Origin of the sequence: Paenarthrobacter sp. PH39-S1, assembly GCF_030063245.1 — a bacterium.
GTDB lineage: Bacteria > Actinomycetota > Actinomycetes > Actinomycetales > Micrococcaceae > Arthrobacter_M.
The window spans coordinates 68,041-80,638 of sequence record NZ_JASISR010000007.1 but is presented as its reverse complement, the minus strand read 5'-3'; the positions used below and the strand labels follow the sequence as shown (position 1 = coordinate 80,638).

Below are 12,598 nucleotides of genomic sequence, written 5' to 3'. Positions count from 1 at the left end.
GCAGCTACGAAGGCGGCCCCGCAATGATCTTCATCGTCGTTAAATTCAACGTCAAGCCGGACTGGTCGGACCGCTGGCTGGACCTGACCGGTGGCTTCACCGAGGCTACCCGCCAAGAGCCCGGCAATCTCTGGTTCGACTGGTCCCGCAGCGTGGATAACCCCCACGAATTTATTCTGGTGGAGGCCTTCCAGGACGACGCGGCCGGAGAGCACGTCAACAGTGCACACTTCCAACAGGCCATGAAGATCATGCCGCAGGCCTTGGTGGAGACACCGCACATCATCAGCGAAAAGATCGGAGCCGAGGGCTGGGGCCGGATGGGCGAGCTCACGATCGGGTAGCGGCTCCGCGGCGGACAGCTTCCGCGCGGACCCGCCTCGCGGCGGTCAGATCGCGGTCGCCTTCATCTGCTCTGCAATATATTCCGCCTGCCGGATCGCCAGGGCGACTATGGTCAGCGTCGGGTTGGCCGCCGCACCGGTGGTGAACTGTGAGCCGTCGGAGACGAAAAGGTTCGGGACATCATGCGTCTGACCCCACTGATTGACCACACCGTCCTCGGGGCGCTCGCTCATCCTCGCGGTGCCCATGTTGTGGGTGGACGGGTAGGGCGGCGTGTGATGGGTCGAGAGTGCGCCCACGGCGTCATAGAGCAGTGAACTCTGCCGATAGGCGTGACCGCGCATGGCAGCATCGTTCGCGTGATCGTCATAGTGCACGTTAGGAACCGGCAGGCCAAGGCGGTCCGTGACGGACGTGTTCAAGGTGACGCGGTTGCTTGCCTGCGGCATATCCTCACCCACAATCCATAGCCCCGCGGTGTTCTCATAATCGTCCAGTAGCGCCGTGAATCCAGGTCCCCAAGCACCCGGATCGATAAAGCTGGCCAGGAAGGCCGGTCCCAGCGAGATGGTTTCCAGATAGTAGCCGCCGGCAAATCCGCGGTCCGCGTCATGGCGGGACTCGTCTGCGACGAGTCCGGCCATGGTCTCGCCGCGGTACATGTGCACTGGCTTGTCGAATCTGGCGTACACGGAGCCGGTGGTATGGCGCATATAGTTGCGTCCCAGCTGGCCGGAGGAGTTTGCCAACCCGTCCGGGAAGAGAGGCGAGCCGGAGAGCAGCAGCAGCCGGGGTGTCTCGATGGAATTGCCGGCCACGGCCACTATCCGGGCCCTTTGCTGCTGGAGCTCTCCGTCGGCGTCGATGTACAGCACACTGTCCACCGAACCTTCGGGTGTGTGGGTGATCTGCACGGCCTGGCTGTTGGGGCGCAGGTCAAGCTTTCCGGTGCGCAGGGCCTTGGGAATTTCCGAGACCAAGGTGGACCATTTGGACTTGTTTTTGTCTCCCTGGAAGTTGAAACCGTCCTGGATGCACGCGGGGCGACCGTCGTAGGGCTCGGCATTGGTACCGTAGGGGCCCGTGGCGTAGTGCCGGTAGCGGAGCCGTTGGGCACCGGCGGCCATGACCTTGTAATTGTTGTTCGCGGGCAGGGCCGGGCGGCCGTGCCGGTGGGTGCTGCCGATCTTTTGCTCCGCCCTGTCGTAGTACGGGGCCAGGTCCGCCAAGGTGATGGGCCAGTCCAACAGATTGGCACCGTCAATCCGCCCGTAGGTGCTGCGGGTTTTGAATTCGTGCGCCTTGAAACGGGGTGTGGCACCGGCCCAGTGCGTGGTGGTGCCGCCGACGGCCTTCACGACCCACGCCGGCAGATTGGGGAAGTCCCGGGCGACCCGCCAGCTGCCGGACGTGGTCCGCGGGTCCAGCCAGGCCATCTGGTTGAACGCCTCCCACTCGTTGTTGACATAGTCCTCATTGCCGAGGTGGCCGCCGGCTTCCAGCAGGACCACCTTGACGCCCTTTTCCGTTAGTTCGTGGGCCAGCGTGCCCCCGCCAGCCCCTGAGCCGACAATCACGACGACGGAACTGTCATCGTGCGCGAAGCTTGCCGATTGACTCCCGCTCATGCTGTTTCGCCGCCTTCGACCATGCCGGTTCCCTTGAACACGTCGTCAAACTGTTCATCGGTCAGTGCCGTCTTCGCTGGTTCGGCGGCAGATACGGGCGCCGCTGCTGGCGCCGCCCCGCCGTCGGGCCCGGTCTTTGCAATGACGTAACCCAGCGGACCCACCTCGGCCAGCGCCTCTTCGCATTCTTCGATCCGAGGCTCCGGCAGCCAAGCAAGGTCATTGAACCCGCGGTGGAGGTAGCCGCCCTTGTCAAAGGACTCACCCTCGTAGCCGAGCACCGCCCAGACCTCCGGATCATCGTAGAAGTTCAACACCGTGGTTCTGCGGATGAAGCCGAAGAACTCCAGGTCCGCGATGCGTTTGAGCACGGCCAGAGCCCTGTCCTCGGTCAGCGCCAGGAAGTGCTCCGTGGTGAGCGAATCAAGGGTGAGCAGCCCCTGGGTCAGGGCGACCCGGAACCAGGTGGAGTCGGCCGCCTCGGTGATGATCTTGTCGGCCATCCGTTCGTAGGGCCCGTCCGGGATCTTCGGGTGGGGAAACGCCACCCGGATTATCCGGGTCAGCGTGCGGCGGGCCTCGTCCGTCAGCTGCAGCGCGTTGAGAGTGGAAAACTTCGCCGGGTACGCCATCGTTTCTTCCCCTTGACTGGTTTTAGCTGACTGGGTTCATCGAAGTACCCATGAGGAGGTCGTGTCCGCCGTCAGTGCACAACGGGTACTCCGAGAAGTGTGTGCCCTGCCACTGTGAGTATCAAGGGGCGGCCCTCCGCCTGGTTCCCATGGGAGGCTGCAATCCGCCTCCGATATGTTCAGGCCCACGTCGCCGACCTGGCCGCGCCCTCTTCCGCGTCCTGGACAACGCGGGTACCGTGAAATTGCGGCCAGTGGCCTGGACAAGGGGTCCAAGGCCACGAAACTGCGGCCGCGTTACCAGCGAGGAGAAGCGGCATGGACATGGGACATCAGAATACGGAATCTGCGGGCGCCCGCCCGGGTCCGGACGCAGCCGGGAGTATTCCCCCGGAGCCGCTACCCGGAAGTGATCCGCGGGAAAACCCGGATGCGAAACCGCTCGGCGATCCCACGCATGATCCGGACACCGGTCCGTTCGGTGATCCGCACGAGAATCCCGATGTGGAACCCTTGGGGGATCCGGGCGGGGAGCCTCCCGCGCAGTCGCCGCAACCCCTGCGTTAGAACCCCTGTTGGACCTCATGCCGGAGTGGGCTGGGTCTCTACGCGGCCGTGGGCCGCCTCGGCCGACCACCGGGTTCCGCGGGCTGGCTTGGTGGGCTACCGGGTTTCCGCTGGCGTCTACTCCAGCAGCCCGCGGATATCGTCGGCGGTCAGCGCGGAACTGAACATGGCGTCGTCGTCCATTACCGAATTAAATAGCTTCGCCTTGCGTTCCTTCAGCGCCATCACCTTCTCCTCGATGGTGCCCTTGGCAATCATCCGGTAGACCATGACGTTGCGGGTCTGGCCGATCCGGTGCGTCCGGTCAACGGCCTGGGCCTCGGTCGCGGGGTTCCACCACGGGTCCAACAGGAAGACGTAGTCCGCCTCCGTCAGGTTCAGCCCGAAGCCGCCGGCCTTGAGGCTGATCAGGAACACCGGCGCAGCGCCATCCTTGAAGCGGTTAATGACCTCGGCGCGCCGACGGGTGGAGCCGTCCAGATAGCAGTAGGCGATGCCCTGCTCATCGAGACGCTCGGCCGCCTTCTTCAAAAACGAGGTGAACTGGCTGAAAATCAGGGCCCGGTGGCCCTCCGTCAGGACGTCTTCGAGCTGCTCGTAAAGGGCCTCGAGTTTGGCCGACGGCACGGAAGCGTACTTCGCATCCACCAGCGACGCGTCCAGACTGAGCATGCGCAGCAGTGTCAGGGAGCGGAAGACGATAAAGCGGTTCTTGTCCATATCCTGGATCAGGCCCAGCAGCTTCTGCCGTTCGCGCTGCAGGAACGTCTCGTAAATCTTTTTATGCCGCGGCCCGAGCTCCACCTCAAGCACCTGCTCCTGCTTGGCGGGCAGGTCCTTGGCAACCGCGTCCTTGGTGCGCCGCATCATCAAGGGGCGGATCCGGTGCCGCAGCCGCGCCAGCAGCGCTGCGTCCTCGCCGCGTTCTATGCGGCGCACGTAATCCTCGGTGAATTTCCGCGGCGACGCAAACAAGCCGGGCGCGACAATGGAGAAAATCGACCACAGCTCCATCAGGTTGTTTTCCATCGGCGTTCCGGTAATGGCCAGCTTGAACGGGACATTGAGGTCCTTGGCGCATTGATGGACCTTGGCGGCGCGGTTCTTCACGAACTGCGCCTCATCCAGGATCAGACCCGCCCAATTCTGTGCCTCGTAGCCCTCAAAATCCAGCCGGAACAGGGCATACGAGGTGACGACGACGTCGGCTCCTGCAGTCGTGCGGGCCAGCGGAACGCCGCTTTTGCCCTGCGTATCCGTAACGCCCACAACCTTCAGTGCGGGAGCGAAGCGGGCGGATTCGGAGAGCCAGTTCGGGACCACGGACGTCGGGGCAACGACAAGAAACGGAGGCTCCCCTGACGCCTGTCCTGGCGCCTGCCCGGCGGCCTGTCCTGCAGCCTGTTTTGCGGGCTGTTTCGCGTGCAGGATCAGGGCCAGCGCCTGCAGCGTCTTGCCCAGGCCCATGTCGTCGGCCAGGATGCCACCCAACCGGTTCCGCCAGAGGAACGCGAGCCAGTTGAAGCCGTCCAGCTGGTACGGGCGCAGGATGGCCTGCAGGGTTACCGGCGGCGTGGTGGGCTCCACATTGCCGAGCTCCAGCAGCCCGGTGACGGCCGCGCGCCAGCTCTGCGCCTGTTCCGTGTCCTCGGCCAGGTCCTCAAAATCGGACCAGAGACCCGCCTGGTAACGGCTGATACGCAATCCGGTGTCCCATTCCTGCAGCGCACGGGCCTCGTCAATGAGCTCGTGCAGCCGTGCGAAGACCGGCTGATCCAACGACAGGTACGTCCCGTCCACCAGCAGCAGCTTCGTCTTGCCCTTGGCCAGCGCCCGGAAAATCTGGTCGAACGGGATCTTCCGTCCGCTAATCGTGACCAGGACGCCGAGATCGAACCAATCGCGCTGGTCCGTCTCCACGGTGCTGATGGTCAGCTGCGGGGGATCGGTCAGTTCCCGGTAGTCCGGGCGTTCGCCCAGCACATCCACCCGGACGCCGTCGAGCATTTCCACCTTCGGCAGGACCTGTTCGCTGAATTCGGCCGCGTCAATGCCCACCAGCGTCGACTCCTCGCTCAGCACGGCTGGGCGCAGGGCCGCCTCCGCCAGCCGCAGCAGCGCGGTCTCCGCGGGCACATCGCGGTAGCCGGGCTCCGCCGGTGCCCGGTGCAGCGGGAGTCGGGCGGCGGTGTCCGGCTGCCGGTACTCCCAGTCCCAGTGCAGCAGCAGCGTGTGGCCGGGCTGGTAGGCAGCGGTGAGAACGAGTACGGGCGGCTCGATCTCCGGGAACGGCACCGAATTATCCAAGCTGGCCACTCGGATGGACTGCCGCAGCCTCGGGTAGAACTCTGCCATGAACTCGTTCACGTCCGGCGCCGGTACGACCACGGGAGAGACCTGGTGCAGCACGGACCGCTGCTCCTTGGACAGCGGTGCGGCGGTGGGGGCGAGCGTGATGACGGTGGGGGCCAGCGCGTAGCCGTATACACCGTGGTTGCCGATGAGGCCAGCGGACTGCACGGGGTGCGGACTACCGTCGATGCTCAGGGCAGCGGTGAGCTCGATGGCACCATCGGCCCCGTCGGCGGTGGCGTTGAGGCTCACGGCTGCGTTGGTGCCGACGGTAATCAGGGCGTCCTTCGTGGTTCCCACCAGTGCAATCCCGAGCCGGGCGGCATCCTCGAACAGATTCCACAGCAACGGACTGCTGAAATCATCTAGGAACAGCCAGTCATTGTCCTGGCCGAAATATACCTGGCCGTTGGCCCGGTGCAGCGGCGCGAACTGGCAGAACCAGCGGTGCTGTTCGGGGTCCAGGTTCAGCCGGTGCACCTGGTAACTGACCGTGTTCCAGGTCAGGCTCCCCTTCACCCAGTTGCCCTTGCTGTTAAGGATGACCGGCCGGACACCGAGCCGGTAGCCGCCGGGTCCGGCCTGCTTCGGGGTGGATCCGGGAGGCGACCAGCGGTCCCGGTGCCGCGGGGCCGGCGCACGAAGCTCGAACTGCAGTCCCATCGCGGTGACAGGTGTCCGCGCCGCGCCGGGAATCCCCGGTGCCGTACTCGTCCCCGCGACAGGTTCGCGCTCCCCTCCGGGCCGCACGAGCGCGCTCAACGAGGATTTCCAGGCTGCCACCGCCTTCCCGTCAGCCGACGGCGCAGCTGGCTCAGCTGATGGTGCGCCGGAGGGTGTCAGCGCGGATTTCATGGCAGCAAACTGCGCTGATGCCAAGGCATCCATGTCCTGCTGCACGCGGGCTGTATTGCTGCTCAGCAGGGTGGCAGCGACATGTTTGCAGTCGTAGCCCACCGGGCAGCTGCAGCTGCTCCCAACGGGCATGAGCCGGCCGCCGCCGCGTGCAGTCAGGTTGATCCGGCAGTGGTACGGGGCGCCGGCGCCGCCCAGGATGATGCCAGTCAGCAGGCCGGCGCCAGGATCCCAGCTGAATTCCCGCACGGCGCCATCTCTGGCGTAGCCGCGGCCACGGTCGAAGGTGGGCTCGCCGACCAACCGGACGATGTCCGCAACATCCACCAGGGGAGGGAGGCCGAGCTGCCGGGCGGCGTGATTAGACACTGGATAATGCTCTCACGTGGCGGCTTCCGTTCGCATCGGGCCGTGCGCGGTCGCACAGCCCGATGAATCCGCCCAGTTGCTCAAGCCCTTCGGGATGGACGGGCAGGTAATTGGTCAGCGCCGGGGAGCGGACGATGACGGCGCGCCATTGCCCGCGGGAAACCGCGACGTTAATGCGGTTCCGGGAGAGCAGGAATTCCATCCCGCGGGGAACGTCACCGGCCGCGGAAGCCGCCATGGAGACGATCACGACCGGCGCCTCCTGGCCCTGGAACCTATCCACCGTACCGACTCTCACATCCGCTAGCCCGGCGAGCCGGAGCTCGTGCTGGATCAGCTGGACCTGCGCGTTGTAGGCGGCCACCACCAGTAGGTCCTGCTGCTGGAGGGGACGTTCCTGCCCGCCGTGCTTGGGATCCAACCAGCCCAGTCCCAGATGCGCGCGCACCTGGCGGACCACCTCGGCAGCCTCCTCCGGGGAGGAGGTCGAATTGCCGGAATGCTCGACATAGCTGCAGCTCAGCCCCGCAGGCGTCCCCGTCAGGTGCCGCTGGGACGCCGCGGGAGCCGACCCGAGCCGGCCGTCGTAGGACAGTTCCGACACGGCCGCGCATAGTTGTGGATGCATCCGCCACGATGTTGCCAGGAAATACCCGAGGTCGGCGGAGAGGGTGTGGGCGCCGCGGGAGAGCCAGCCGAGCGCCGATTCGTCCACCGGTTCGGGATGTGTCCCCTGCGTCACCTGCGGGAGCTGCTGCGGGTCCCCGAGCAGCAGCAGCCTTTTCGCCGCCCGGGAGACGGCCATGGTGTTGGCCAGCGAAAACTGCCCGGCCTCGTCAATCACCAGCAGATCCAGGGCATTCTCCGGAATTCTTGCGCCGGTCATGGTCCATGCCGTGCCGCCGATCAGGGCGCCGCCCGGAGTGGTAAGGAGCTCCGCGGCGGCGTCGTCGGACTTCCCGGCCCACGGAACCGCGGCCCGGGGATCGGTGGGCCGCTTGGCCACCCGGTCCGCCGGGACGCCGGCCTTGTCGATGGCGGCGCGGAGCATATTTTCGACGACGGCGTGCGACTGTCCGACAACGCCGACCTTCCACCCGCGCGCCACGAGATTCGCAATGACGTGGGAGCCGACATGGGTCTTGCCGGTTCCCGGAGGTCCCTGCACCGCCAGATAAGAACGGTCCAGATCGGCGACCGCCGCGGTGATGGCATCTGCGTAGCCGTCGGGCCCGGCCGCCACCGGCGGCAGCACGGGCAGCGTGGACAGCCGGGGTGCTGCGCGGCAGAGCAGATCCAGCGCGGGATGTTTGGGCAGCCCGGGCAGGGCGGAACCGACCCTGGCGGCCAGTTCGGACAGGGCGTCTTTTTGTCCCCTGGTGGCAATCGGGCTGTCCGGGGTCAGCGCGACGGGGAAGTCGGCATGCTCGTCAGCACCCTTACGGAGTTTTTCGGTCACCACCAGGATGTCCGCATCGCTGCGGTGCTCCACCTCGAGCACCTCGGTGCTGAACCAGCCCGCCCGCCCGTTGGTGCCGTCGTCGCTCTGTTGCAGGGCCTGCGGGAAGGGCGGTTCATACATCCGGAAGAAGGTTTTTCCCGGCGCGAAACCCGAGCCATCGGCCATCCGGCCGGTCAGCCGGAGGGTCCGCACCGCGTTGCTGCGCGCGGTGGGTTTGCCCCAGTCCTGGAGCACCTCGGCCCGGTCCACGATGAAGACATCGCGCGTATCCGCCCAATCGGGGACAGGCTGGTTCAGCCGGTCAAAATGCCCCCACCAGAACTGCTTGTCTTCGCGCCGGTGATAACCGACGGCCGCGGCCACCATGGCGATGGCCTGATCCTCCGCGGTCAGCGCCGCGCCGGCCAGAGTGGCGCTGCGGGCGGCGACGTAGTCCAGCAGCCGGGCTTCTTCGGGCGACGGCCCGGGCTGCTCGGTCTCCAGCGGGGCGGTCCGCGCGGGGGCCGATCGAATTCCGCGCTCGGCTGCGAGCCGCAGCAGCCAGTTGCGCAGTTCCAGGGTCGAGAGGCAATCGTATTTGTTGTAGTCGGAAATCCCGGCCAGAATCCGGTCGGCCCGCTCCGGGTCGCCGGCGTCCCGGGCGTCGCAGTAGTCCGCATAGGCCACCACCGATGCGCCGGCATCGGTGACATCGCCGCTGCGCAGATGGCTGCCCATGTACAGGGGTTCGAGTTTTTTAATGCTGTACGACTCCGCGGAGATCCGCAGGCTGTGCCGGACCGTCTCGTACAGATCCACCAGGATGCCGTCCCGAAGCAGCCCGTCCACGGCGTCCTCGCCCACCACATGGATCAGCGAAAGGTGGCGCAGGGCCGTCTTCTCATACGGGGCGTAGTGATAGATCCGGAGCAGGGGGAAGACGGCGCGGCGTTCGGCCACATAGGCCAGGAAATCCAGAAAGGCATGACGTTCCTCGCCGCGGCCGTGCGCCCAGATCGGACGAAAGACCGGCTCCCCGCCCGGTGACTCCGGGTTTTCCAGCACGCCAAAGAGGTATTCCAGACCCCACTTGCCGGTCGCCGGGTCCTGCCAGAGCGGATCGCCCTCGAAGTCGAAAAAGATGTCACCGGGGCAGGGCTCAGGTAAGCGGCCCAGGGTGTTGTCCGGCAGCACGGTGTAGCTGATTTCCCGCGGTGTTCCGTCCGGCCCCGGGTATGCCACGGTGCCGTCCGGGACGGCGGTGCCGGTCTGCAGCCGGGCCTGCTCCCGCAGCCGCACGGTGGTCGGATCCGGCCCAGCGCCGCCGTCGTCGGTCATGGCTGCCAGCTGGTCGATCCCGGCAATGCCGGCGTCCATCAGCTTCCGGCGGCGGTTTAGCGTCATGCCGGCGACCATCAGCAGGTCGCGGTGCAACCGGACCTGCTCGGCGCAGTAATCGCACCGCCCGCACGCGGTGTAGCGGCTGTCGCCCCATCCGACCGGGCCCGGGTCCGCCCGGTGTTCAGCGGTAATGCCCAGGAAATGGCGCCGACGTTCCCGGAAGACGGGCAGGACGTCCGCCAGGGGGTGATCGCTGTGCCTTCCGTCGCCCAGGAGCAGGGTCACAACGGGCGACGGCGTGATCCCGGCGTTCAGGAGCTGGTCACCGTAGGCGGCGAGTTGCAGCAGCGCCGTAACCTTGGCGTGCCGGGCAAGTTTGGTATCGAACACGGCATACGTGGCCGCAGCGTCGGTAGTCCCCGGATCCGGATGGTCTGTGGCACCTCGGCCGACACCCCGGCCGGCACCGATTGCGGCGCATGGTGTGCCGGCGCCGTCGCCGGGGTATGTCCCGGCGCCGTCGTCCGTTCTGCGCGGGGACCTGACCAGGAAGTCCGCCCGGCCGTGGAAGGTGCCGTCAAAGAACGCCGCCTGGAATACCACGTCCGCACCGTTCGTCAGGGCGGCGATGGATTCGGCATGCTTGGCCTGCAGCGTTCTGCGGTCCATCGACGTGGCGGGAACAACGTTGTAGACGCCCGTGCCGGCGGCCGGATTCCACGGTCCGAAGTCGGCCAGATACCGCTCCAGGACCCTATGCTCGTGGACATCGCCGAGTTTCGCGGCGCGCTCCAGCATGTCGTCCGCGGCGAAAACCACCTTCGGCGTGCGGCCGAGGCACTCGTCCAGCTTGCGCAGCAGCTGGTACTCGCACTGCGCCGCGATCACCAGATCGCTTGCAGAATAGACAAGGTCCTGCGGATCGCCCGCATGCTCCGGCTCAAGAAGAAACACGCTGCCTCCGACTGTTCTGTACTGGTGATGACAACGTATCAGCGGGTGCTGACATTTCCCGCCGGGGACTGGACCGCCTGGTAGTGACGGGCGCGGGGCCCTCGGCAGGGCGTGAAGCCGGTGGTCGTGACCCGGGGAGCGCTGAGCGCCGTCGGTTCCGACGACGTGAACCGTCCACGGCGGCGCGGCCGTGCCTCACCGATCGCTTTCCGGAGGTCGGCTCCGTCTGCCATCCGGAGCTCAAGGCCATCGCGGGCTCCGCCAGGCTTTTATCGCACCGGCTATCTCCCTTCGGGTGTCACCGGTCGGCGTGTCCCGCGGGATCATGCGCTTCCGCTGAATCCGTGTTGTCCGCGGCGACGATGGCCTCCAGCGTCGGGATGAGGTCAGGGTTTGCCCGGTTCAGGATGAGCAGCACCTCGGATTCGGGTACCGCACGGTAGAGAATTTCCCGCGCGTCGGCGTACTTGGTGGTCGGCGTCTTCTCCGGCCATTTTCTGGCCAAGGCCTGCACGCGCTCCGGCAGCGAATTATGCGCATTGTCGGAGATCTTGACCAGCGTCGCGTCGTGATCCTCCGCAACGGCGCGGATACAGGCCAGATAGTCGTCCGGATCGTCCTGCAGATTCTTGGAAACACGCTCAATGAGCTCGACGGCATGCGGCGGTACACCCATGTCGAGCAGTCCCTGCCGCGTCATGGGCGTATCCTCGGCAATATCGTGCAGGTAGCCGGCGATCCGGATATCATCGTCGAAATCGGCCAGCGCATCACCGACGGCCAGCACGTGTTCGACATACGGGCGCTTAAGTTTGTCCTTCTGCCGGGAGTGCGCGACCTCCGCCAGCACCATTGCGGTGTCCACGGTGAATTGTGCTTCCGTCATGTTTCATCCTCGCCATCAGTCGATCGCTCCCAGCGGAACGCCTGCCCTGCTCTCAGGGTATCCAGTGCCCCGGACAAAACACGTATTAGCCGCTGAGGTCGGTCCGCTCCAGCTCCGGGCCAGTATGCAGCCGGCGGCCGGTCACCTGGCTGGGGACTATTTCGACGAATGCGGACTTCACCGACGAGGTCCACGGCCGCAGGGCGAGCTTCTCCGCCATCTCGATCTCCGCCCCGCTCTGCAGCTGCCGTGCCTGGCCCTTGACCACCACACTCCACACCGAGCTGCTGGAGCGGCCGTCCGTTTCAAGGGCAACCGATCCGTTGATGGTCAGCTGCAGCAGCTTCTCGCCCGGCGCAGTGCGGATCATGATCTTTTTGTCGTAGGCCAGAAAGTTCACAGGGAAAATCTCCGGCGTATCGTGCACGCTTACGGCCAGCCGGCCCAGCGAGGCTCCCAGCAGCAGGTCCCAGCACTCGGCCTCATTCAAAATGACGGTGGGGTGTTCAGCATCGGGCAACATGGGTCATTCACTCCAGCCAAGGTTGTGGGCCATCCGCTGCAGTACGTCCACGGCGGCGTCGTATTCTTCTTCGGGGATGCCCTCGGCGATCTGCGTCCGGTTCCGTTCCACTACTTCACTTAGCCGGGCCAGGCTTTCACGCCCGATCGCGGTGAGCATGAATTGACCGCCGTCGTCGGCCACCCATCCGCTGTCGACCAGTTCGGCGACCGGCTCAGCGGCGGAGACATCGGATTCGGAATCGAAAAACGGCTTGAGCACCTTCGTGAGCTCCGCCTCGGTGGACGGACTGCCGGTCAGCACATTCATAATCTGCCATTGCCGGCGGGTGACGCCGTGTTCTTCCACGAGACCATCGAACTGCTGGTTAATGAGCCCGTCAACCAGCTTCAGCCAGAATCCGAGCGGACGTTGGGTTGCCATGACCTCACTATACAAAGTTTGGGTAGCTGCGGGGCGAAAGGGACGACGCCGGCCGGTTTGGACTGCCGTCGTCAAGACTTGGGCGCTGCCGATGGCGCCCCCGAACAGGAACTGCCCTAGCTGTACTCGGCGGTCACGAGGGTAGGCATGTGATCGGAGTTGCCGCGGGGCAGCGTTTCCACGCTCTTGGTGTCAAGGCCCAGCGACGTGGCGATGTCTAAGTGGCCCTTGAAGGCCATGTAGCGCGTGTACGTCCTCAGGTCGCTGAGGGAGGCATCGTCC

General features: G+C 65.7%; 9 protein-coding genes and 1 pseudogene. 2 read left to right on the top strand and 8 right to left on the bottom strand.

Going from position 1 to position 12,598, the window contains the following annotated elements; all coding sequences use genetic code 11:
• Positions 1–23 precede the first annotated feature (23 nt).
• On the top strand, positions 24–344 hold the full coding sequence (locus tag QMG52_RS06445) for a putative quinol monooxygenase (protein ID WP_283559605.1): 321 nt from the start codon (positions 24–26) through the stop codon (positions 342–344).
• 45 nt (positions 345–389) lie between these two features.
• On the opposite strand, the gene QMG52_RS06440 is transcribed toward QMG52_RS06445, so the two are convergent.
• Both QMG52_RS06440 and QMG52_RS06435 read right to left on the bottom strand, forming a co-directional pair.
• A complete protein-coding gene (locus tag QMG52_RS06440) occupies positions 390–1,973 on the bottom strand; it encodes a GMC family oxidoreductase (RefSeq protein WP_283559604.1) in 1,584 nt (527 codons plus the stop codon).
• The gene (locus QMG52_RS06435; RefSeq protein WP_283559603.1) at positions 1,970–2,605 is read right to left on the bottom strand and encodes a hypothetical protein; all 636 of its coding nucleotides are present in this window, start codon (positions 2,603–2,605) and stop codon (positions 1,970–1,972) included. The genes QMG52_RS06440 and QMG52_RS06435 overlap by 4 nt, the downstream gene beginning before the upstream one ends.
• 318 nt (positions 2,606–2,923) lie before the next feature.
• On the opposite strand from QMG52_RS06435, the gene QMG52_RS06430 reads away from it, so the two are divergent.
• A complete protein-coding gene (locus tag QMG52_RS06430; protein WP_283559602.1) occupies positions 2,924–3,172 on the top strand; it encodes a hypothetical protein in 249 nt (82 codons plus the stop codon).
• A gap of 117 nt (positions 3,173–3,289) precedes the next feature.
• On the opposite strand, the gene QMG52_RS06425 is transcribed toward QMG52_RS06430, so the two are convergent.
• The 6 genes and pseudogenes from QMG52_RS06425 to QMG52_RS06400 all read right to left on the bottom strand — a co-directional run.
• Entirely contained in the window at positions 3,290–6,748 is a 3,459-nt protein-coding gene (locus QMG52_RS06425) for a DEAD/DEAH box helicase (protein WP_283559601.1), read from the bottom strand.
• A complete protein-coding gene (locus tag QMG52_RS06420; RefSeq protein WP_283559600.1) occupies positions 6,741–10,484 on the bottom strand; it encodes a TM0106 family RecB-like putative nuclease in 3,744 nt (1,247 codons plus the stop codon). The genes QMG52_RS06425 and QMG52_RS06420 overlap by 8 nt, the downstream gene beginning before the upstream one ends.
• Positions 10,485–10,782: 298 nt before the next feature.
• A complete protein-coding gene (locus QMG52_RS06415) occupies positions 10,783–11,370 on the bottom strand; it encodes an HD domain-containing protein (RefSeq protein WP_283559599.1) in 588 nt (195 codons plus the stop codon).
• Between the two features lie 85 nt (positions 11,371–11,455).
• A complete protein-coding gene (locus QMG52_RS06410) occupies positions 11,456–11,893 on the bottom strand; it encodes a pyridoxamine 5'-phosphate oxidase family protein (protein WP_283559598.1) in 438 nt (145 codons plus the stop codon).
• Positions 11,894–11,896: 3 nt separating this feature from the next.
• On the bottom strand, positions 11,897–12,316 hold the full coding sequence (locus QMG52_RS06405) for a MarR family winged helix-turn-helix transcriptional regulator (RefSeq protein WP_283559597.1): 420 nt from the start codon (positions 12,314–12,316) through the stop codon (positions 11,897–11,899).
• Positions 12,317–12,432: 116 nt separating this feature from the next.
• Positions 12,433–12,588, bottom strand: a pseudogene (locus QMG52_RS06400) (endonuclease/exonuclease/phosphatase family protein); the annotation flags it as partial.
• Positions 12,589–12,598: the final 10 nt, after the last annotated feature.

What these genes read in the sequence shown, in the direction of transcription:
- QMG52_RS06430 (WP_283559602.1), top strand. Translation starts at nt 2,924, where the DNA reads ATGGACATGGGACATCAGAATACGGAATCTGCGGGCGCCCGCCCGGGT.
- QMG52_RS06405 (WP_283559597.1), bottom strand. Translation starts at nt 12,316, where the DNA reads ATGGCAACCCAACGTCCGCTCGGATTCTGGCTGAAGCTGGTTGACGGG.
- QMG52_RS06415 (WP_283559599.1), bottom strand. Translation starts at nt 11,370, where the DNA reads ATGACGGAAGCACAATTCACCGTGGACACCGCAATGGTGCTGGCGGAG.
- QMG52_RS06440 (WP_283559604.1), bottom strand. Translation starts at nt 1,973, where the DNA reads ATGAGCGGGAGTCAATCGGCAAGCTTCGCGCACGATGACAGTTCCGTC.
- QMG52_RS06445 (WP_283559605.1), top strand. Translation starts at nt 24, where the DNA reads ATGATCTTCATCGTCGTTAAATTCAACGTCAAGCCGGACTGGTCGGAC.
- QMG52_RS06410 (WP_283559598.1), bottom strand. Translation starts at nt 11,893, where the DNA reads ATGTTGCCCGATGCTGAACACCCCACCGTCATTTTGAATGAGGCCGAG.
- QMG52_RS06435 (WP_283559603.1), bottom strand. Translation starts at nt 2,605, where the DNA reads ATGGCGTACCCGGCGAAGTTTTCCACTCTCAACGCGCTGCAGCTGACG.